The 22,255-nt window shown below is 54.8% G+C and carries 17 protein-coding genes, 2 tRNA genes and 1 pseudogene; 14 read left to right on the top strand and 6 right to left on the bottom strand.

The window, feature by feature from the left end; genetic code table 11:
• The first annotated feature begins 43 nt into the window (after positions 1 to 43).
• Together QHG98_01350 and QHG98_01345 are read left to right on the top strand one after the other, a co-directional pair.
• Positions 44 to 331, top strand: coding sequence for a hypothetical protein (locus tag QHG98_01350; GenBank protein ID MDH7596377.1), 288 nt, complete (start codon positions 44 to 46; stop codon positions 329 to 331).
• A gap of 405 nt (positions 332 to 736) precedes the next feature.
• Entirely contained in the window at positions 737 to 1,714 is a 978-nt protein-coding gene (locus QHG98_01345) for a tyrosine--tRNA ligase (GenBank protein MDH7596376.1), read from the top strand.
• Positions 1,715 to 1,962: 248 nt separating this feature from the next.
• On the opposite strand, the gene QHG98_01340 is transcribed toward QHG98_01345, so the two are convergent.
• Complete coding sequence (locus tag QHG98_01340; protein MDH7596375.1) at positions 1,963 to 2,814, bottom strand: hypothetical protein; 852 nt, start codon at positions 2,812 to 2,814, stop codon at positions 1,963 to 1,965.
• Positions 2,815 to 2,886: 72 nt separating this feature from the next.
• On the opposite strand from QHG98_01340, the gene QHG98_01335 reads away from it, so the two are divergent.
• The 5 genes from QHG98_01335 to QHG98_01315 all read left to right on the top strand — a co-directional run bounded on the left by QHG98_01335 (position 2,887) and on the right by QHG98_01315 (position 10,297).
• The gene (locus QHG98_01335; protein MDH7596374.1) at positions 2,887 to 4,902 is read left to right on the top strand and encodes a DNA mismatch repair protein MutS; all 2,016 of its coding nucleotides are present in this window, start codon (positions 2,887 to 2,889) and stop codon (positions 4,900 to 4,902) included.
• A gap of 220 nt (positions 4,903 to 5,122) precedes the next feature.
• Positions 5,123 to 5,527, top strand: a complete 405-nt coding sequence (locus QHG98_01330) for a pyridoxamine 5'-phosphate oxidase family protein (GenBank protein MDH7596373.1) — start codon at positions 5,123 to 5,125, stop codon at positions 5,525 to 5,527.
• Positions 5,528 to 5,768: 241 nt separating this feature from the next.
• Positions 5,769 to 6,365, top strand: coding sequence for a DNA-binding response regulator (locus QHG98_01325; GenBank protein MDH7596372.1), 597 nt, complete (start codon positions 5,769 to 5,771; stop codon positions 6,363 to 6,365).
• A 525-nt stretch (positions 6,366 to 6,890) separates the two neighbouring features.
• Positions 6,891 to 9,050 (top strand): CDC48 family AAA ATPase, encoded by a 2,160-nt coding sequence (locus QHG98_01320; GenBank protein ID MDH7596371.1) that lies wholly within the window; start codon positions 6,891 to 6,893, stop codon positions 9,048 to 9,050.
• A 449-nt stretch (positions 9,051 to 9,499) separates the two neighbouring features.
• Entirely contained in the window at positions 9,500 to 10,297 is a 798-nt protein-coding gene (locus QHG98_01315) for a 2-amino-3,7-dideoxy-D-threo-hept-6-ulosonate synthase (GenBank protein MDH7596370.1), read from the top strand.
• 324 nt (positions 10,298 to 10,621) lie between these two features.
• Here QHG98_01315 and QHG98_01310 read toward each other — a convergent pair.
• The 3 genes and pseudogenes from QHG98_01310 to QHG98_01300 all read right to left on the bottom strand — a co-directional run bounded on the left by QHG98_01310 (position 10,622) and on the right by QHG98_01300 (position 12,258).
• Positions 10,622 to 10,694 (bottom strand) — tRNA-Asp (locus tag QHG98_01310).
• Between the two features lie 10 nt (positions 10,695 to 10,704).
• A tRNA-Tyr gene (locus QHG98_01305) sits at positions 10,705 to 10,812 on the bottom strand.
• A 231-nt stretch (positions 10,813 to 11,043) separates the two neighbouring features.
• Positions 11,044 to 12,258: pseudogene (locus QHG98_01300) on the bottom strand (IS3 family transposase).
• A gap of 697 nt (positions 12,259 to 12,955) precedes the next feature.
• On the opposite strand from QHG98_01300, the gene larC reads away from it, so the two are divergent.
• From larC to QHG98_01265, 7 genes are all read left to right on the top strand, one after another.
• Complete coding sequence (gene larC, locus QHG98_01295; GenBank protein MDH7596369.1) at positions 12,956 to 14,134, top strand: nickel pincer cofactor biosynthesis protein LarC; 1,179 nt, start codon at positions 12,956 to 12,958, stop codon at positions 14,132 to 14,134.
• Between the two features lie 22 nt (positions 14,135 to 14,156).
• Positions 14,157 to 15,416 carry a glutamate-1-semialdehyde 2,1-aminomutase gene (hemL, locus tag QHG98_01290; protein MDH7596368.1) on the top strand — a complete coding sequence of 420 codons (1,260 nt, stop codon included), beginning with the start codon at positions 14,157 to 14,159 and terminating at the stop codon, positions 15,414 to 15,416.
• Positions 15,417 to 15,466: 50 nt separating this feature from the next.
• Positions 15,467 to 16,318 (top strand): hydroxymethylbilane synthase, encoded by an 852-nt coding sequence (gene hemC / locus QHG98_01285; GenBank protein MDH7596367.1) that lies wholly within the window; start codon positions 15,467 to 15,469, stop codon positions 16,316 to 16,318.
• Positions 16,308 to 17,783, top strand: a complete 1,476-nt coding sequence (cobA, locus tag QHG98_01280; GenBank protein MDH7596366.1) for a uroporphyrinogen-III C-methyltransferase — start codon at positions 16,308 to 16,310, stop codon at positions 17,781 to 17,783. The genes hemC and cobA overlap by 11 nt, the downstream gene beginning before the upstream one ends.
• Complete coding sequence (locus tag QHG98_01275) at positions 17,780 to 18,964, top strand: radical SAM protein (GenBank protein MDH7596365.1); 1,185 nt, start codon at positions 17,780 to 17,782, stop codon at positions 18,962 to 18,964. Before cobA ends, QHG98_01275 begins: the two co-directional genes overlap by 4 nt.
• 154 nt (positions 18,965 to 19,118) lie before the next feature.
• Positions 19,119 to 20,201, top strand: a complete 1,083-nt coding sequence (locus tag QHG98_01270) for an AAA family ATPase (protein ID MDH7596364.1) — start codon at positions 19,119 to 19,121, stop codon at positions 20,199 to 20,201.
• Entirely contained in the window at positions 20,198 to 20,836 is a 639-nt protein-coding gene (locus QHG98_01265) for a hypothetical protein (protein ID MDH7596363.1), read from the top strand. The genes QHG98_01270 and QHG98_01265 overlap by 4 nt, the downstream gene beginning before the upstream one ends.
• Positions 20,837 to 21,043: 207 nt before the next feature.
• On the opposite strand, the gene QHG98_01260 is transcribed toward QHG98_01265, so the two are convergent.
• Both QHG98_01260 and QHG98_01255 read right to left on the bottom strand, forming a co-directional pair.
• Entirely contained in the window at positions 21,044 to 21,454 is a 411-nt protein-coding gene (locus QHG98_01260; GenBank protein ID MDH7596362.1) for a UPF0146 family protein, read from the bottom strand.
• Complete coding sequence (locus QHG98_01255) at positions 21,455 to 22,243, bottom strand: sulfide-dependent adenosine diphosphate thiazole synthase (GenBank protein MDH7596361.1); 789 nt, start codon at positions 22,241 to 22,243, stop codon at positions 21,455 to 21,457. It lies immediately after the preceding gene.
• Positions 22,244 to 22,255: the final 12 nt, after the last annotated feature.

The following is a 22,255-nucleotide window of genomic DNA, read 5'->3' as shown; positions in this document are numbered from 1 at the left end:
AGGTTTAAATATCTTCCAGTAGCTGTACAGAGCGGTGAGGCAGATGTACAGATTTATGAGCATGTTTGCCTGTGTGATGCTGGTGCTGCTTCTTCCAGCGAGCTGTGTGGATGCCGGACTCATGGAGTTGATTTCCTCATATGATGATCCCCTCATGACATCTCTGGATCTGGCGTTTCTGCTCGTCACACATGGGTACAACGCAATCCCAGAGGATGGTTGTGTTGTCGTGGTCGCAGGCAATTCCACATACACGCTTGTGCCCAACGGAGACCGGCCCGGCCTTGCTGATATCTCTGGTTCAAAGAGCTCGAGCTTGACTTTTAACTGAACAGTCTGTCTCACCAACAGCAGCTCGAGCAACCCCTGCTGCCCAGCAGGTGCTGTACCTTTTGAAGTTTTGGGACGCTGGTTCGAATTGCTGAACATGCTCAATACGTTGAGGTAAATTGCCCTATGGGAGTATTTCTGGATGAACGACTATGCCCGATGATAGCGGCTTCACTTGATCAGTAACTCAAGTACGCTCACGATATTGAGCAAATACGAATTGCTGAACACAGGTCGATGGTCTCTGACCACACAGATTTCACCACACAGATTTCAGGTCGCATGCTGTTGATCTCAACACATCCTCATAATGAACAGGTACCGACGTCCAAGATGAATCGCTCTCCGAACCGGTGACCAAAAGCATTATACAGGTTGATTTCCACCGGCTCGCTGGTGAAGTTCATTGGATCGGCTGGAGCTGGTGATAAGGAACACTGAAGAGGTTGTGACGCTGGAGGAGCTTCAGGAGATGCTTGATGCCAGGGAGCATCCGAGGGCGTATGTCGGCTACGAGACGAGTGGGAATATACATCTCGGCCACATGCTCACCGCGAACAAGCTTCTTGATATGCAGAGGGCGGGATTCGATGTGGTCGTCCTCCTGGCAGATCTTCACGCCTACCTCAACGAGAAGGGATCTCTGGAGGAAGTTAGGAGGATCGCCGATTACAACAAGGAATGCTTCATCGCTCTGGGACTCGACCCGGAAAGAACGGAGTTCGTCTACGGAACCGAGTATCAGCTGAGGCCTGAGTATGTGATAAAGGTCCTGCAGATGGCGAGGAACACAACTCTGAACAGGGCGAGGAGGAGCATGGACGAGGTATCGAGAAGCGCCGAGAATCCCATGGTCTCTCAGATGATATATCCGCTGATGCAGGCTGTGGATATAGCCGATCTGAAGATAGATGTCGCGGTGGGCGGCATGGACCAGAGAAAGATACACATGCTCGCAAGGGAGGAGCTGCCGAAGCTGGGATTCCCTGCGCCTGTGTGCATCCACACACCCCTCATCCCGGGGCTGGACGGAAAGAAGATGTCGTCCTCTAAGGGAAACAACATAGCGGTCGACGAGCCGGCAGAGGAGATAGAGAAAAAGATCATGGCAGCATACTGCCCCGCAAAGATAACAGAGAACAACCCAATCACAGAGATATTCAAGTACCACATATTTCCGAGGGTCGATTCGGTCACTGTGAGGCGACCCGCGAAGTTCGGCGGCGATGTCACATTTGATAGCTACAGGGCGCTCGAGGAATCGTTCGTGAGCGGCTCGCTCCATCCCATGGATCTGAAGAAGGCCTGCGCTGAGCAGATGATAGAGATACTCGCCCCGGTCAGGGAGCGGGTCAGATCCCTCCGGGCTCAGACCTCCATGTAGAGCTTTATGCTGTAGATCAGAGCCGCTATCAGAATCAGCGAAGCTGCCAGCGCGCCGAGCTCTTCTGTCATATCCACCTCACAATTATTTCTTCTCATGCCCCTGCGATCGAACCGACCCGGTTCGGCCTGAGAGGTGGATCCGCGTCGCCTCTCCCCCTGCACTCTTCGGCACACACGCTGTGGTTGAGACGTCAATCTGCTCCATCTCCCCCATCCGCCCCTCAGATCGTCCAGCCCCGCAGCTGCTCATACAGCATTTCTGGAACCATGCAATATATTTTTCCCCGTGAGCACGGATGTGATCTCTATCCTCTCCAGATCGCCTCTCACCCTCATCCCCCATATCACATTCGCCTCTGGATCGATCGCTCCCGTCATGCTCTCCGCTATGTGGTTCGCATCCCTCAGCGTCAGAGTGATCCCGCCTGTGATGTGCAGGAGACAGCCTCTTGCTCTCCTCATATCCAGCAGGCCCGAGGATCTATCGAGAGCATCCCGCAGAGCGCTCTCCGGAGACGGGCCTGTTCCTGAGATTATGCATGCCTCTGTGCCACAACGCATTACCGTCCTGAGATCCGCAAGATCCAGATTTATTATCGATGGCTCGAGCAGCATGTTCGAGATGCACGAGACCATTTTCGCAAGACGCAGCTCGGCATCGTCCGGCTCTGAGGGAGCGTCGACGACCACCGCAGGGCCCCTGCCACGGAGCAGCTCGTGGTTCAGGTGGCGAAGTCCCCGGTCTTCACGCGGACCACCGCCCTCCCCACCTGCAACCAGGAAAACCATGACCGCGAGATCATTCGCCTCCGCAATCCTTGCCGCCAGGCGCGACGTGCGAATCAACTCCACACCATCAGATATCATGAAAACAACAGCTGCGCTGCCCAGAAGCTCAGGCAGCTGTCCAGAGTTCAGCGTCTCCGATGCCTGCCTCTGAACATCCGGTCCATTGCCAATGAAAATAACGCAGGAGCTGTGATCGATGCGCATCTCGCCACCAGAACCACATTTCCTGCTCCGAGCCATGCGGCGCACAAGATCAGCGCCAGAGCCGAATCCGGCCAGGACGATCCCGGGCGTGCCAGGATTGCTCATGATCTCTCACCCTTCTGCTGCTCCCAGATCGTATGAGGACTTTCATATATAGAAAGCATACCACTCAACGCTGTGAGACTGCAGGATATTCCCGGCGTCGGGCCCCGCCTGAGGGAGCGTCTCCTCTCGCATTTCGGGAGCGAGGAGAGGGCCTTCAGGGCGATCGCAGATGAGGATATGGAGGACCTGAGATCAGCGATCGGCGAGCGCCAGGCCATGGCCACGGTCAGAGCTGCCAGAGGCCTGCGATACGGTGCCTCTCCAGAATCATTCCTGGCCACCGGTGAGGCTGAGAGAATATACAGAGCTGTCCTGAACAGAATGGCAGAGCATGCGAACACTGCATATGCCAGAATGCGGATATTCACTCTTTTCCCATCCGGATCTCCAGAGCTCATAAATGAGACGCGCTCGCTCTCGCTGCGCGCCGTGGATCTACGCAGGAGGCTCGGCGACGTACGGGAACTCATGCGCAGGATAAAGCCGCTCAGGAGGAGAGAGGCTCAGAGGATAAAAGGAAGGGCGATTGTCGCGAGATCCCCGGAGGAGCTCGAAAGGGTGAGATCGATGGGCTTTGACAGGCTCCTTGACATTCATCTGGCTGAGAGCCCTGGAGAGCTGCGAGACACAGCCAGCGGCTACGATCATGTGATCGTTCTTGGCGACCCAGGAGCATCCCTTCCCGGAGTGGAGATCGCGGAGCGGCTCGAAGTCTGGTACATTGCCCCCGAGGCTGTCCTCAGCTTCTACACAGACAACCGGGATGTTCTGGAGGCTGCCATGGATCTCGGAGCACTGCTTGAGGAGAGGGGCATCGAGCGGTTTGAGGGTCTGGCTGAGCTCAGGGATGCGCTCCGAAGGCTGTTCGATGGCGCAGATTCACCAGACATATCACGCATTGATGATATTCTCAGAAGATTACCCGAAGCGATCGATTCTGCGCTCGCCCGGGCGAACGTCGAGCTCCGCCAGCGCATAGAGGCGAGCTCTGTGACCCTCGGCGGCCAGGATCTCCTCAGGGCGCTGGGGCGCGGGGATGTGATCAGGGATGTGTTCGAGATGCAGATGCAGGGCATCTTCAAATCTGTGATATCTGATGCAAGGGCGAGGGTCGCCTCGAATCTGAACATGAGAGGTGGTGAGGCCATATGGCTGGAGGAGATCATATCCCAGGAGATAAAATACCCCATCGAGATCAACCACAGAGCGCTGCGCCAGCTTGAGCTCGAGCTGAGGAGAAGGCGAGAATCAGATGCTCTGCGCATCAAGAGAGAGATGGCCAGATCTCTGACGAGCATGGATGTGATCGCAGCGAACCTCATAAAAAGATTGATGCAGCTTGATTTCCTCTACGCCATCGGAAGCTTCGCTGTATCATACGAGCTCACGATGCCTGAGCTCATCGACGCTCCTGGAATAGGATTCCGCGATGGAAGGCATCTCTTCATCCAGAATCCTGAACCTGTGAGCTACAGCCTGGGGTCGTGCGGGATCTCCGAGCACAGCGAGAGGTCCGCGATACTGAGCGGGGTGAACTCCGGAGGCAAGACATCGCTCCTGGAGCTCATCGCACAGATAGCGATACTGGCACACATGGGCCTGCCCGTCCCAGCGAGAGAGTGCAGGGTATCGATCTTCGAGGAGCTGTACTTCTTTGCAAAGAGCAGCGGCACTCTCAGCGCAGGAGCGTTCGAGAGCACGATGAGAAAGCTCTCAGCAATCGCCACGGAGAGGCGAAAGCTGGTTCTAGCGGACGAGATGGAGGCGATAACAGAGCCCGGGGCGTCTGCCAGGATAATCGCATCGATACTCGATATGATTCACGAGAACGGCTCTGTGGCCCTTTTCGTGAGCCATCTCGCAGATGAGATACGCAGATTCTCAAAGACAGCTGTCAGGGTGGACGGGATAGAGGCAGAGGGTCTGGATGATAACAACAATCTCATACTCACCAGGAGTCCCAGGTACAACCATCTTGCCAGATCCACGCCGGAGCTGATACTCGACCGGCTTGTCCGGACAACAGAGGGTGAGGAGAGAATATTCTACGAGAGCCTGCTCATGAGGTTCCGTAACACCCAGCCATGATCCGGCTTACGGGTCGTGTGCTCGTATTACCATCCGCAGCGCTCAATCTATCAGTAGAGTCCCTCCGATGCTGTCGGCTCCAGCAGAATCATTCGGTCATGCGAGCCCACGACAGGGATCTCAGAGTGATGCCCATCGCATGCGATTCCAGTGCTTCACCGGTTCCTCTCCAGGGAAAAAATAAATATGTTGTCCTCCTCCGATTAACATGGTGATCTGAATGGCGAGAATGCCGGAGGATGTAAAGCAGACCCTGGAGAAGCAGAAACCTGTGCCGATAGCGACTGCCAGCAAAAATGGGGTTCCAAACGTTGTTTTCATAGGTCTCCTCAAGATACTCGATGACGAGAGGCTCCTGATCGCTGACAACTTCTTCAACAAGACCGCGGCAAACCTTCAGGAAAACCCGAAGATGTCCATTGTCTGCTACAACTCCGAGACCAAGAAGTCGTTCCAGATAAAGGGATCTGTCGAGGTTCACAGGTCGGGGCCGATCTACGAGGATATGATCAAGTGGGTTCATGGAGTGAATCCGAAGCTGCCGGCGAAGGCTGCGGTCCTCTTCAAGGTGGAGGAGATATACAACGCGATGTGGGGACCGGGTGCGGGAGAGCGAATAGTCTGATCCACCTACCCCCCACCTGCAAGAAGACGGGCAGAGGGGGGCGATGCTCATTTATTTTCGGTATTCATGATCGTCATCCACACGTGCGCAGATGCCACTTTATTTCTCCAATCAGAAGCATAATCTCCGCTGGATTTGAACTGTCATCCGTGCAATCATAAAAAATAGCACCATCATAAACAATAATACAATGGAAATCTCTTTATACTATAAACATCGTAGTTTCACGATGGGTGATTAATTGAGCGGCAAGACCGATCATTTAAGAGAGCTCGTCCTGAAGATCGCCCCCACGACCAAGGTCGTCGAGAAGCCTGCAAAAAAGCATGGTACGTTAAGAAGCACTTCTGAGATCGAGCAGGCCCTTCTCGGAGTCGTCTCTGAGATGATTAAGGCATACAACATACAGACAAAGCTCACACCAAAACAGCTCGCGACTGTTGTAAGACTGTTTTACAAAGGTCTCAGCGATACTGAGATCGCAGAGCAGCTGGGAGACCGTGCGCTCAACAAGACTGTGAGCCGGGCCCGGATAAAGCTCCACCTCTTCCGCGATTCAGACCTCAAGCCGCCCTTCGACAGGGAGCTCTTCATAAAGCTCTGGGAGGAGGGAAGGTCTGTGAAGGAGATGAGCGAGATCCTTCACGTGGCTCCATCAACTGTGAGCGAGTACAAGAACATATTCGAGAGCCAGAAGGCTTCTGAGAGAGATGGATACCTCAAGAGGTTTGAGGAGATACTTTCAGATCAGGACGTCTCTGAAAGGATGGTCTCCCACATATCCAAAGATGGCCTCCAGGACACGATGGACACAGACTACGAGGTGGCGGAGGCGTAATCTCGATCAATTTCTCAGCAGGCACAGCGCTTGATACATCATCTGGCGCAGTGTAAAGACCATCTTTATTGGCTGTGACCCAGGGCAGACATGCTGAGTGGAACAGTTAGAAAATGAAAAGGGCAGTGGCCTGGATCAGAGGGTACCAGGTCCGGCTTCGGCGTTAACAGGCGTCTCTAATCAGATGACCGGATGCTTTGACCCAATCGATATGAATGACGAGCATCATGAGGGTCGTGGTCTCGAACACCCGTAGGCTCTCAGGAATCGGTGTGTTCGGTAATTGCTGCTGATTCCCACAGGCCCGGATGTGTCTGAATTCAACGATTCAACACCACGACCCAGCATGATGATGAGCAGAGTCAGGACCTTCGGGATCCCACAGCCACAGGGAAAAATTTATATACTAGTTCCGGCTCCTTACTAACAAAAGGTTAGTAAGATAAGGTTAACAAGAATCGCACAGGGGTACAAACAAGATAAAGTTTTGTGCCATGCTGTGATACTGTATATAGAGGTGTTGATATGACAGATGAGGTAGTTCTGAAGGTTGGGGAGGCGCGAGCTTCCGATGTTGGAAGAGGAATCGCACGCGTGGATCCCGCTGTTATAAAGGAGAAGGGCTGGCAGGCCGGGGACGTCATAAGCATCAGAGGGAAGAAGCAGACTGCTGCACTTCTCTGGCCTGGCTATCCTGAGGATACCGGAACAGGCATAATCAGAATGGACGGCACGCTCAGGAGGAACGCAGGGGTCACCATAGATGAGAGGGTCCCTGTCAGGATCATCCAGGCAGCTCAGGCCGAGACCGTGGTCTTCGCTCCCACCGTTCCGCTCCGCATAACAGGCGGAGAGGAGTATCTGAGGAGGTACATGGAGGGCAGGGTGATCTCGAGAGGAGATATCATAGAGCTCAACGTCATGGGGCGCAAGATCGATCTCGTCGCTGTGAGGGTCACGCCTCCCAGAGACGCTGTTGTGATAGGAGACCGCACCAGGATAGAGCTCAGCGAGAAGCCGGCGAAGGAGGAGAAGATGATACAGCGCGTGACCTACGAGGATATCGGCGGTCTGAGCGCTGAGATCAAGAAGGTCAGGGAGATGATCGAGCTCCCGATGAAGCATCCTGAGCTCTTCGAGCGGCTTGGTGTGGAGGCTCCGAAGGGTGTGCTTCTGCACGGTCCGCCAGGCACCGGCAAGACACTGCTGGCAAGGGCTCTTGCATCCGAGACCAACGCTCACTTCGAGACCCTGAGCGGCCCTGAGATTATGTCCAAGTACTACGGCGAGTCAGAGGAGCGTCTCAGGCAGCTGTTCAAGACCGCAGAGGAGAATGCGCCCAGCATAATTCTCATAGACGAGATCGACTCGATCGCGCCCAAGAGAGAGGAGGTCACAGGCGAGGTTGAGAGGAGAGTCGTCGCCCAGCTACTCGCGCTCATGGACGGCCTGGAGTCACGTGGCAAGGTCGTGATAATCGGCGCCACGAACCGGCCGGATGCCCTCGATCCCGCGCTACGCAGGCCGGGCAGGTTCGACAGGGAGATCGAGATCGGGGTGCCGAACAGAGATGCAAGGCTGGAGATCCTCCAGATACACACAAGAGGCATGCCTCTGAGCTCTGATGTGGATCTCGGAAAGCTTGCTGACATAACCCACGGTTTCGTCGGAGCGGATCTCGCTGCACTCGCAAGAGAGGCCGGCATGCGTGCTCTGAGGCGTGTGCTGCCGGAGCTGGATCTAGAGGTCGAGTCGATACCCGCTGAGATCCTGAACAAGATCGAGGTGACAATGGCGGACTTCATGGACGCCCTGAGGGATCTCGAGCCATCAGCTATGCGTGAGGTCCTGGTGGAATCGCCAAACGTCCACTGGAGCGATATCGGTGGTCTCAAGCAGGCAAAGCAGGAGCTGATGGAGGCTGTGGAGTGGCCTCTCACCTACCCGAAGATCTTCGAGCACATGAAGGCCAGTCCGCCAAAAGGGATCCTCCTCTACGGACCGCCTGGCACTGGCAAGACGCTGCTCGCAAAGGCGGTGGCGACTGAGAGCCAGGCGAACTTCATAAGCGTCAAGGGTCCGGAGTTCCTGAGCAAGTGGGTTGGAGAGTCAGAGCGCGCTGTCAGGGAGACGTTCAGGAAGGCCAAGCAGGCCGCGCCTGCAGTGGTCTTCTTCGATGAGATAGACGCCATCGCTCCCATGAGAAGCTCAGGGGCAGCAGACTCGCATGTGACAGAGAGGGTGATAAGCCAGATACTCTCTGAGATGGACGGGCTGGAACCGCTGCACAATGTGATAGTCATAGCTGCCACGAACAGGCCTGACATAATCGATCCCGCGCTTCTCAGGCCCGGAAGGTTCGACAGGATGATAGAGATCGGACCGCCTGATGAGGAGGCGAGGCTGGAGATACTGAAGATACACACCGCAAACAGGCCTCTTGCAGATGATGTGGATCTCGCTGAGATAGCAAAGCGCACCGAGAACTACAGCGGTGCGGATCTTGCAGCGGTGTGCAGTGAGGCTGTGATGCTCGCGATAAGGGAGTATGTGCTTGCTGGCAAGCCACAGGACGAGGAGTCTCTGAAGAACCTCAGGGTGGAGCGCAGGCACTTCGAGGAGGCGCTGAAGAAGGTCAGGCCGAGCCTGAAGGATGTGCGAACACATTACACGCTCCCGAGATGAGCGGCTTCGAGAAAGCGCGCTCTTCTTCCCCGTCCCAGTATGGGACGGGATCTCCTGCTTTTCTTTAACCGCTCTTGTAAATCTGATAACCTGGCCGAAGAGGCACCAGTCATGCCATGCGCTCGTTTCGACTTATCTTCGACTGCGTCGAAGGCCTGGCGGGCGAACTGGTGTATTCAGCAACCTGCCTGAATGTCTCAAGTTGCTGAATACATAAGAGCCTCTGTCGCTCTTACCCATCTGATAACTTGCCCGAAGAGGCACCAGTCACGCTGTGCGCTCGTGGCGAGCGAATGAGTGCATTCAGCAACCTGCCTGCATGGCCTCCAAGTTGCTGAATACATAAGAGCGAATCCATAAAACCAGATCGCATAAAATGGACGTTTGTGAGGTCCCGGCAGAGAACGAACCGCTGCATTTAATTTCTGGCTCGCATCCTAGGGGCGATCATGAGCAAAATTGGAAAATCGATAAGGCTTGAGCGCATAATAGACAGAAAGACCAAGAAGACCGTCATAGTTCCGATGGACCATGGACTCACAGTCGGCCCCATACCCGGTCTCATCGATCTCGCAGCTGCCGTGGATAAGGTCGCGGAGGGTGGCGCAAATGCTGTCCTCGGGCACATGGGTCTTCCGCTGTACGGCCACAGAGGTTACGGGAAGGATGTCGGGCTCATAATCCATCTATCAGCGTCGACATCGCTCGGCCCGGATGCGAACCACAAGGTGCTCGTGACCAGGGTTGAGGATGCGATAAGGGTTGGAGCAGATGGAGTCAGCATCCATGTGAATGTGGGTGCCGAGGACGAGGCAGAGATGCTGCGCGATCTGGGCATGGTCGCGAGGAGATGCGATCTCTGGGGCATGCCGCTTCTCGCCATGATGTATCCGCGCGGCGCGAAGGTCAGGTCCGAGCACAGTGTTGAGTATGTGAAGCATGCAGCCAGGGTCGGGGCCGAGCTGGGCGTGGATATAGTCAAGACAAACTACACGGGCTCTCCGGATACGTTCAGAGAGGTCGTCAGAGGATGCCCTGCCCCGGTGGTCATAGCAGGCGGCCCGAAGATGGATACCGAAGCAGATCTCCTCCAGATGGTGTACGATGCGATGCAGGCTGGCGCTGCCGGCATCTCCATAGGGAGAAACATCTTCCAGGCAGACGATCCAACCCTGCTCACCAGGAAGCTCTCCAAGATCGTGCATGAGGGCTACACGCCAGAGGAGGCCGCGAGGCTGAAGCTCTGACCGATCCTGTCCATCTTTCGCAGAGCCAATGGTGCTGCGCTGCGCTCCTGGCGATTGAACGAGCGCTTCCAATAAGAGCGACTCTGAAATCCTCACGAGTCCATGTCGCGGGCTTGAGGGATCTGAAATCGATAGCCCCTGGCGTGAGTCGAGATGAAAACGCCTGCAGTTCTCCACATGCACATCCTTTTTGCCCGGAGCTGAGCAGGCAGTGAACGTGGCTGCCCTCTTTCATTGACAAGCCTGCACCAGAGCACATCATGTAACATGCAACTGGAGGTTCGGAGTGAGGATCCCGGGCGTTGCACGCCCAGGAAAAATAAGCGCCCGGACCGGGATTCGAACCCGGGTCGAAGCCTCGACAGGGCTTCATGATAGGCCACTACACCATCCGGACATTTCTCAAGTCCCGCCTCCCAGATTCGAACCGGGGACATCGCGGTGACTGCGCGCAGCACCATGAAGGTGCGATACATACTACAGCCGCGCACTCTACCAGGCTGAGTTAAGGCGGGCCTCGCTATTGGTCGACGTGCTTGTACTTAAGCTCTTCGATAAGGGTTTGGGACCTGTCCGAATAACATTATTACTGGACTGCACCCCCCAATAGTAGACAGGTAGTTAAGCAACATTATTTATAGTATTCCGCATAAGTTGCTATAATATAGAATGTCACATAAAATTGTCTATGAAGTATGACATATCCAGTAGCTTTTAAATGGATTTACATGGAGTGACGCAAAGGACTATAAAGCGACCTCCGATTCGAACTGATCTGGTGACATGTAATCCAATGCTGAATGCAGTCTTTTCTTGTTGTACACATCTTCGATAAAAATGCCAGATGTTTTTGAGTGCATCCTCGAACGTCTCGTATTCATTCAGATATACCTCCTCTACTTTTAGAGTCTTGATAAAGCTCTCGGCGAACGCATTATCGTATGGATTACCTTTTCTGGACTTGCTGATCAGGATATTGTGTTTCTTTAAAAAGTCAACATAATCTTTGGATGAGTGCTGCACACCCTGATCAGAATGATGTATGAGTCATGTATGAGTCCGGTTGTGGACTCAGACAATCGATCCTGCAGCGCCCTGGCCAATTCATTCATAGTCAGCTGGCTTTCCAGGCTCCTGCTCAGATCCCAGCCGATAGACTTTCTGCTGTAAAGGTCCAGGGATCACCGCGAGATATATGTGCTCATGCTGCAGCTGAACGTATGTGATATCCGGAGCCCAAACCTGATTCAATCCCGTGATCCCGATATCCTTCAAAAGGTTTGGATATACCGGCGATATACCGGCAGTCCGTGACTGGAATCGGTAGTTTTCGGCTTGAATCTCTTCTTAAAGCACACAGGTTATACTGTCGCATCAGTCTCAGCACGCGTTTGTGGTTGGCCGAGCAGCCAAGATTATGGAGTTCTTCTGTTATCCTTCGGTAACCATAGCCAGGGAATTCCAGGCGCAATATCTTGAATCTGATTCCTCAGATCTATATCTCCGTTGTTCACTGATGCGTTCATTTCCAGATGCCGCAGCCATTTGTAACAGCCGCTGCGGCTCACTTCGAGCGCCTGACAGGATCGGGAGACCGACAGCTTAAGACCATCTGATATAGCCTCCTCAATGATCATGTACCGCCTCCTGGCGCTGGTTTCAGTCGCTCCTCCCGAACCTTCTTCTGACTCAGGGCAAACGCTTTTTTTAAAGCTCATTCTCAGCGTACGCCTGCCCGAGCAGCCTCTCAAGCTCAGCAATCCTCGCCTCGTAGCTGCACCGGTTGCCATTGCCTCTGAACCCCATTTCTGGATTCTCAGTCAGCTCTTTCCTCCACCTGCACGGAAGACTCGGATGAATACCATGCTCTCGCGCTATCTGAACCAGTGGTTCCCAGACTCAAGCTCAGCTACTGCTGATATCCTGAAATCCCGGTCATAACGCCGCATTGTCGTCTTCATCTGCTCCCCCTCCATGGATCGATTTGCCTAACTCATTGTCCACTCGGAGGGGTTCACTCCACTGCAGGAGATTCATGCCATCAACCAAGCAGTGAGGCGCCGGATATAAATTAACAGACCAATGGATATCGATTTCGATGCCGATAACTTTCAAAATAAACACATTCAGGGGAGCCAACCCCATCGGATCAACTCAACAGAGGTAGACTACCAAAAGGTATCCGGTCACGAAAGTCTTGACATTGAACGTGCCTCAAAATAGACGACGAGCATATAGCCGCACGGATACTGCGTAGGCACTGCAGGATCGCCCATCACAACAGATCACGGAGCAGTTTTGGACATCATACTTTTAGGCTAATCATCAGGTGCCGCAGATACCGGTGGTGTGAGCTCACAATCGGATCCATGCGTCATCGATTAAGATCGACATGTGTAGAGATGGACTTAATAGTCTTATCTCGCCTCAGTACTGCTATCAGGACTCAAGTCCACAGGCAGTCGATTTGAACTCTTCAATCTGGCGGATCTCAATTTGTCAAATTTCATGGTCAATATATTTACATAAAATCCTTAACCGATGACCAGTGCAATCGGATCCGATTCGCCCCCATCTTCACCATCACTCGCGCTTCTGGTGCCACAACTTTTATGAAACATCAAATGATTTCCAGATAAAAATTCGCAGGATTCAGACATGAGAGCACTTCTCTTCGATCCATACTGCGGCGCCTCCGGCGACATGATACTCGGGGCGCTGATGGACCTGGGCGCGGACGGAGAATCCATCCGATCTGCTGTGGAGTCTGTCGGATGCGGGCTTGATGTGAACGAGAGCAGGTTCGATCACATCAGAGCTCTCAGGGTTAAGGTTCTCTCGGATAAATCGTTTCGCTCGCTCGGTGAGGCCAGGGATATTCTGAAGGCATCAACGCTCTCATCGCGAGCTCTCGAAAGAGCATTGAGGATTCTGGAGATCATGGCATCAGCAGAATCCAGAGTTCATGGTGTCGATAAAGAGGATACAAGATTCCACGAGATGGGATCACTGGATGCGCTGGCCGATATAGCGGGATCCTCTGCGGCGATGGAGTCCCTCAGTCCGGACAGAATCCTCTCGACCGCACCCTCTGTCGGAGGTGGGATCACGGATACATCTCACGGAATGCTTCCGGTTCCCGCGCCCGCGACGCTGGAGATACTTCGCTCCCACAGGATACCATGGCGTGGAGGGCCTGTGCCTCATGAGCTCCTCACACCAACAGGCGCTGCGATACTGGCCGCATCAGTCGATGAGTTTCTGGAGCACCACCCCGAGATTGTAGCGGAGCACGTCGGGTACGGCGCCGGCTCCAGGGAGATCGGCATGCCGAATCTGCTCAGGGCGATTCTAGGGGAGATCCCGAACCATATGATACATGATCGCGTGGTACAGATAGAGACCAACGTGGATGATGTGACAGGAGAGATACTTGGAAGTCTCATCGACAGGCTCATGAAAGAGGGGGCTCTCGATGTAACGGTTGTGCCGGCTGTCATGAAGAAGGGCAGGAGCGGAAGCGTGATCTCGATCATCTCAAGGGAGGATGAGGCACGGAAGCTCTCCGCGGTTCTGATGAGGGAGACGGGAAGCCTCGGGGTCAGGGTGTTTCCGGCGTTTCACAGGCTGATCGCAGAGCGGAGGACTGAGAGCGTCGAGATCATGGGGAGATCTGTGCCTGTGAAGATCGGATCGATCGGAGAGGAGATCATAAGTGTTAAGCCGGAGCATGATATCTGCAGGCAAATCGCTGAGGAGCTCAATGTTCCTGTTAAGGATATCGTCAGGATGGCATCTGAGAGGGGATGGAGTATCGCAGGTCGCAAGATTGATTAGGTCTGATGGAAGCGCTGATACCATGAATCTCAACTCCTCCAGAAGTCTCTACGAGCGCGCGAAGAGGCTAATGCCCGGCGGCGTCAGCAGTCCGGTCAGGGCGATAAGGCCGTATCCGTTCTACGTTAGAAGGGCTGAGGGGCCGTACCTCTGGGACGAGGACGGCAACAGGTTCATCGACTACTGTCTCGCATACGGCCCGATGATTCTAGGACACAGGAACCCGGAAGTGATGAGAAGGGTCACAGAGCAGCTGGAGCGGGGGTGGCTCTACGGCACGCCCACAGCTCTGGAGATTGAGCTCGCGGAGCGGATAATCTCTCATTATCCATCCATGGACATGATCAGGTTTGTGAGCACCGGCTCGGAGGCGACGATGGCTGCCCTGAGAATCGCCCGTGGTTTCACAGGGAAGGACAGGATCGTCAAGATCGAGGGCGGATTTCACGGAGCTCACGACTCTGTTCTTGTTAAAGCCGGGTCCGGGGCCACGACCATCGGCGTGCCAGACTCAAAGGGCGTGCCCGCAGATACTGCAAAGAACACCATACTGGTTCCGTACAACGATCTCCATGCGATGGAGGATGCTCTGAGAAAAGATGATGTGGCAGCGGTGATAATGGAGCCGGTTCTGGGCAACATAGGTCCCGTGCTCCCAGTGGACGGCTACCTCCAGGGTGTAAGAAAGGTGACAGAGGAGCATGATGTCCTCCTGATATTTGACGAGGTCATAACAGGCTTCAGGCTTGCGCTCGGGGGCGCGCAGAGCTACTACGGTGTCAGGGCTGACATCACCACACTCGGGAAGATAATAGGCGGGGGATTCCCGATAGGTGTTGTCGGTGGGCGTAGAGAGATCATGGAGAACGTGGCCCCGCAGGGTGGCATCTATCAGGCAGGGACATTCAACGGATCGCCGGTCTCGATGGCAGCAGGCCTGGCAACCCTGGACATACTTGAGAAGGGCGTTCTTGACAGGATCAATGAGATGGGGTCGTATCTAAGAAAAGGCCTCTCAGATATCGTTGAGGATCTGAAGCTGGGGTACAGCGTATCCGGCATAGCCTCGATGTTCAAGGTCTTCTTCGGACCGCTTCCAAGGAACTACTCGGAGGCGCTGAGATGCGATAAAGAGGGATACCTGAGATTCTTCTGGAGGATGCTGGAGGCCGGGATATTCCTCACGCCCAGCCAGTACGAGACAGATTTCATATCAGCAGCTCATGATAAGGAGATCATCGATAAAACACTGGAGGCGTTCAAGCTATACCTCAGAGCCTGAGAGTTGGGACTCGCGGCAGCCCCCTGGCGCTGCGGCAGACGGAGATCGCTGTGAAGCGCCTTATCGAACATGGCGCAGATCCAGAGATCGTGACGGTCAGGACCAGCGGAGATCTCTTTCTCGACAGACCGCTGCACATGATCTCCGGGCAGGGATTGTTCGTGAGGGAGATAGATGAGCGGATGCTCTCGGGCGAGATCGATCTCGCGGTGCACAGCATGAAGGACCTGCCCAGCAAGCGCCCTGAGAGGCTCAGGATAGCCGCGATCCTGGAGAGGGACTCTCCCTGCGATATACTGCTCACAAGAGACGGCTCCAGCCTTGAGGATCTCAGACGCGGAGCTGTCATCGGCACATCAAGCATGAGAAGGGCGGCGCAGATCAGACGGGCCAGGCCAGATGTTGTTGTCAGAAGCCTCCGCGGAAACCTTCAGACCAGACTGAGGAAGCTGCACGCTGGGGAGTACGATGGCATAGTCATAGCTGAGGCAGGGGTTCAGCGTATGGGATACGACCTCAGCTACAGTGTGCTCGATCCAGGGTTATTTGTTCCGTCCCCGAACCAGGGGACGATTGCAGTCGTCTCCGTCGCGGGGACAGAAGGCGATGCGCTCGCGAGCCTGATAGATCACAGGCCATCAAGAGAGGAGACGATGGTCGAGCGAAGGATAATGGAGGTCGTTGGAGGAGGATGCCTGGTGCCGATGGCCGTATTTGCACGGCATCTTGGTGACAGGATACATGTCACAGCAGAGATCCTCTCGAGGGACGGGGAAAGGTTTGTAAGGCTGGAGGATACCGTCCGCAGGAACGATCTGGAGGGCGCTGAGATGATCGGGAGGCGCCTCCTGGAGATGGGCGGCGATGAGCTTGTGAGGGAGGCTGTACAGATTGAGCGGTGATTCTGGAAAGGTGTATCTGGTCGGCGCTGGACCAGGCGATCCGGAGCTGATAACCATAAAGGGGATGAGACTGCTCAGGGAGGCTGATGTTGTCCTGCACGACCGGCTTCTTAACGAGGAGCTTTTGAGGGATCTCAAGGCCGAGATCGTCGACGTCGGCAAGGCACCTGGAAGACACAGGCTCTCACAGGAAGAGATCAACGAGCTTCTCATCAAAAAAGCCCGTGAGGGAAAGATCGTTGTCAGACTCAAGGGCGGCGACCCTTATCTCTTCGGTCGCGGCGGAGAGGAGGCGCTTGCTCTCAGGGAGGCTGGAATCCCATTCGAGGTCGTCCCTGGTGTGACTTCAGCGATTGCTGCTCCGGCTCTCGCCGGCATACCGGTGACTCATCGGGGGATATCGACAGCCTTCACGGTCGTCACAGGGCATGAAGAGGCTGGCAAGGAGAAGGAGCTCGACTGGCACGCTCTTGCGAGGCTGGGGGGCACACTGGTGGTGCTCATGGGCGTGAGCAGGATCCGGGAGAACACATCGATGCTTATGGATGGTGGTTTGAGCCCGGAGACGCCCGCGGCACTGATAGAGCGCGGGAGTTGGCCTGATCAGAGGTGTGTCAGGGGAACTCTGGGGAGCATAGCTGAGCGCGCATCATCCTTAAGAGTGAAATCGCCCGCGGTCCTCGTTGTTGGGGATGTCGTCAATCTAGAGAAACATCTCGGCAGGAGAAGGATCGCAATCCTCAGGGCTGAGAGCCAGCTGGATGAGTCTGTGAGGCTCGCGGAGAGGTATGGTTTTGTTCCAGTCGCGGCTCCATCGATATCCCTGAGGGCTCTGGAGCTTCCCCCTGACATGGAGGAGAGGATCGAGAGCGCGGAGTGTGTGGTCCTCACCAGCTCAAACGGTGTGGAGATGATCTCGAGGAGGCCAGGGCTCCTGGATCTGATCCGCAAGAAGCGCGTCGCTGCCATAGGCCCGAGGACTGCGCAGGCTCTCTCGGACAGGGGGGTGAATGTAGATATTCTCCCAGATGAGTACAGCTCAAGGGGTCTTGTTGAGGCCCTCAAAGGTCTCAGGAGGGTGCTGCTTCTCAGAAGTGCTCAGGGATCTCCTGAGCTGATCGATGGGTTGCTCTCCTCCGGGGCTGAGGTTGATGATGTGCCGGTGTACGAGGTTAAGGGATCTGAGGACAGCAGGCTGGACGATCTGATAAGAAGAGCGGAGCTCATCGATGTCTTCGCGTTCACCAGCGGCTCGACTGCCAGATATCTGATGAGAAGAGCTGAGGAGCTCGGGATGGAGGATCATCTGAGGAAGGCCCTTGACTCAGCGCTTGTTGTCGCCATAGGGCCCCCAACGGCTGCGGTGCTCAGGGAGCTCGGAGTGAGGGTTGATCTCATTCCTGAGAGGTACACGTTCGAGGGCATGCTTGAAGCGGCGAGAATGGAGATCGGGGTGAGATCCTGATAATAATCTCAAAGATCCTTGCGGACAGGGCGACTGTCTGGGATGCGATCAGGGCCGCGGATCGGCCGTGCGAAAGCCTGCCTCCCGATCTGGTGAGGTTCTCGGCTGAATCAAGACCTGTTGTGATATGGAATCTGACCCGCAGATGCAACCTTAGGTGTGCTCACTGCTACATGGATGCAAGTGATGAGATGACGGATGAGCTCTCGCTCGATGAGGGAATAAAACTGATAGATGAACTCGCGGGTCTCAAAATCCCGATGCTCATATTCACAGGAGGCGAGCCGCTCATGAGCCGGCACTTCTGGGCGTATGCGTTTCATGCGAAAGAGAAGAACCTGAGGTGTGCTGTATCGACAAACGGCACTCTGATAACGCCAGAGGTCGCTGTGCTGCTCAGGGAGGCTGGAGTAAGATACGTCGGAGTCAGCCTGGACTCGTCATCGCCTGAGGTTCATGACAGGTTCAGGGGAGTTTCCGGCGCTCATTCCAGGGCGGTTCAGGGTCTGATCAACGCGAGGGATGCCGGGCTCAAGACAGGCCTCAGGGTCACGCTCACCAGGGACAACTGGTATGACATCCCGGCGCTGCTGAAGCTCGCTCTCGATCTGGAGATTCCCAGGTTCTGCATGTACCATCTCGTGCCGACCGGACGTGGCAGAGGCATTGCTGAAAGGGATGTCACCCCAGAGCAGAGGCGGTCGGTGATGCGCCTTCTCATGGAGGCCGCGCTGGAGCTGAGTGACAGGGAGATCGAGATCCTCACAACAGACTCGCCGATAGATGGAGCGTACCTGCTGGAAATGCTGAAGGGCGATCCGGAGAGGCTGGAGAGGGCGAGGATGCTGCTTATGAACGCGGGTGGATGTAGCGCTGGCTCCAAGGTCGCAAACATCTCTCCCAGAGGTGATGTCCATCCATGCCAGTTCATGCCCCAGATAGTTGCAGGCAATGTGAAGGAGAGGTCCTTCAGGGATATCTGGATAGACAATCCATCAAAGGAGCTTCTCCTCATCAGAAACTCCAGGAGGCAACTCAAAGGAGAATGTGGGAGCTGCAGCTACATCGATCTCTGTGGCGGATGCAGGCAGAAGGCTTTCTACTACAGAGGCGATATCCTGGAGACAGATCCCACATGCATGCTTGAGTTGGCGAGAGTCGCGGGCAGGTCTGAAGGCTGACTCCAGCGGGCGCCTCAGACCGAACCGGAACTTCCTGAGAGATTGCGACGCATCAAGCCAGGCGGGCACCAGCGCATTGCTTGAAGGTATTGGCTTTCGTGTGAAGGAAGGATATGGTTAATTGATGTGATACGAACAACTGAGGGGCTTCATAATGTATCGATCATTTGAGGTAAAAAATTTTCGATGTTTTCGCGAGTTGAAACTCACAGATCTGGATCGGGTCAATTTAATTGCGGGTAAGAATAATGTTGGCAAGACAGCCCTCCTGGAAGCAATATTTCTGCACTGTGGAGCATACAACCCGGAGCTGACATTGAGGGTTAATGCTTTCCGTGGCATTGAGGCAATTAAGATAGAGCTTCCGGGATGGACTGAAACACCGTGGGACGCGCTTTTCAACCAGTTTGATGCATCAAGGATTGTGGAACTGAAAGGGATAAACGAACAAAACGTTCTCCGGATACTACGGCTGAAGCTCATTCGCCAGACTCACGAATTGACCAGAATATATCAGACTCAGCGCGTTTTCGATAAACTCGAAGAGAGCGCACCCCTATCGACAGCAAGCTCTCAGGTGCTCGAGCTGGAGAGTGTGGAGATAGAGCAAAGCCAGAGCTATTATCTAATACTGGATGCTAAAGGCATACGCAGTGCTCCAATCCCACCACCACCGCCATTTCCGGCGATCTTTCTGCCAGCTCGGGGGCGCATCCCTATAGCTGAAGACGCCAGTCGATTTGGCAAATTGGAGTTGATTGGGCAGCAGGATCTGGTTTTGAAGGCACTGCAGGTCATAGAACCGCGACTTCGGCGCCTTGCAGTGGTGGTGGTTGGAGAGGTTCCTGTTATTCATGGCGATATTGGATTGGGCAGGCTTATGCCCTTGCCTTTAATGGGAGAAGGAATGGCACGTCTTACCAGTCTGGTGCTGGCCATCGCCAACACGCCAAAAGGCGTTGTTCTGGTAGACGAAATTGAAAATGGACTTCACCATTCCGTTCTGCCCAAAGTATGGCGGGCCATTGGGGAAACCGCGCGAGCATTCAACACTCAGGTTTTTGCCACAACGCACAGCTTCGAGTGTATTGTGGCCGCTCACAGGGCTTTCTCTGAGGGTGAAGGCTATGATTTCAGGTTGCATCGTTTGGAACAAGTCGACGATTTCATTCGCGTTGTAACCTATGACCAGGAGACAGTGGATGCGGCCATCGAAATGGGCCTGGAGGTACGATGATGGCCGTCTGGGCGGAAAGGATAGAAAGAATCGAATGTTCTAACGTCATAGTGGTGGAGGGCAAAGAAGATAAGCTGTTTTTCGAAGCGCTCATCAGGCACCTGGAGCTGCAGAACATTCAGGTGATATCCAGCGAAGGCAAAGATAATTTTCGGAGAACGTTGAAAGCGGTAATGAACCTCCCTGGCTCCTATGAGATTGAATCTATAGCCATTGTCAGAGATGGGGATGCAAATCCAGAATCCGCATTTCAAAGTGTCTGTGACGCTTTGCGAAATGCGGGTTTACCGGTCCCTGCACATCCAGGAGCATTCACCGGTGATAAACCGCGTGCTGCAGTCCTGATTCTTCCGGGACCGGACACGCCAGGAATGCTGGAGGACCTCTGCCTCAAAGCGGTTGCGGAGGACCCGGCAATGCGCTGCGTGGCAGAATACTTCGAATGCCTGCGTCGAAATTGTCTCTACTTCCCGGGCAATGTGGCCAAAGCAAAAATTCAGGTGTTTCTGGCATCGAGAGAGAGGGCGGGACTGCGTTTGGGCGAAGCGGCTCAGGCAGGCTATTTGCCCTGGGATGCAGATGCTTTCAGGCCTGTAAGGGATTTTCTTAAACAGATCTCAGGTGATGGCGTGTAGCCGTATCCCCCTGTCAACTCTATTATCCCCTGTTTGAGAAGCCCGCCAAGTGGTACATACGAAGATGAACCTCTTGATTCAAAACCCGCATGATAGAGGCGCATCCGGCTCGCGGTGGAGGGGGTCTGGCTGTTTTAATAAAGACCCAAGGACGACGGGACTGGCTGGGTTCCGGTATGGATGCTGTCTCGGACGAGGGGTACCGCCTCACCGTTTCTCACGCCCTCGAGACATGCGATTTCTGTACAGATAAAACCTCGCCTCCCCTCTGCATATCAGCTCCCTCGAGAACCCCTCAAGATCCGCGATCTCATCCTCCAGAGGCCTTATGAGAACATCAGCACCGATGCGGAGGGCGAGATCACCCATCGCGATCTGCACCTCAAGCGGAGGGCGTATCGAGTAGAGCAGGGAAGCGCCTCGATAAAGCTCCTCTGTTGGATTGAAGATGTCGTCGCACACCGTTGCGACTCCATCTATATTCACAGGGCATATGTCTGTGGCGATGAGATCTGGAATGAGCCTGGCAACATCCCCGGAGTGGCCTATCCCGATCTCGATGATCTTTCCCCTGTAATGAGAGAGTATGAACTCCGCGAGCTCCTGCGCGCCCCTCACTCACTCCACCGACTGTGCGAGCTTTTCCAGCGCGATCGACGCTGCCTTCTCGCCGGAGAGCAGCATGCCACCGAAGATCGGCCCCATCCTAGGGCCTGCGGCGACTGTTGTCGCGGCCATGCCAGCAACTATGAGCCCGGGATAGACCTCCCGGGTGGCATCGACGACGATCTTCTCCCCGAGCTCAGCCCACATCGGCTTCTCCCCTATCACCCCTGAATCTCCAACAATCGCCCCGGGGATCTTCTTCTGCACGACCCTGCAGACCGCAGCATCATGCCCAGTGCCGTCTATCACCACCCGCGCCCTGATCGCGAGGGGGTCGACGTGTATGCCGGCCATCTCCGCGGCGGTCCAGTTGATAACCAGTCCCACGATCCTGTCGCCCTCGCGGATCATCACATCCTCGACTGATACGAGATTTATCAGCTCCGCGCCTGCGTCTATAGCTCCTGCGGTCAGCTTCGCCACGACCTCTATTGAGTCAGCAACGTAGTATCCCTCTTCGAACTCGCGGTACCAGATGCTGTATTCATCCAGTATCCTGCACGCGTCCTTCTGCACAACAATCCTGGGGAACATCATGCCGCCTCCCCAGAGGCCGCCCCCAACTGAGAGGCGCTTCTCGAAGAGCACGACCCTCACATCAGCCTCTGCGAGCCGCTTCGCAGCAACGAGATTCGCAGGGCCCGCTCCGACCAGAGCCACATCGACATCTGTGCACTTTAGAAAGCTCTCGAGATAGCTCTCGACTATCGCCCTTGTGATCTTAACCTCGTCCAAAGCCATGTTGCTCTGCGT

The organism is Methanothrix sp. (assembly GCA_029907715.1).
GTDB lineage: Archaea > Halobacteriota > Methanosarcinia > Methanotrichales > Methanotrichaceae > Methanothrix_B.
Note: the sequence above shows the minus strand (reverse complement) of the source record. Positions and strands in the feature narration are given on the sequence as shown.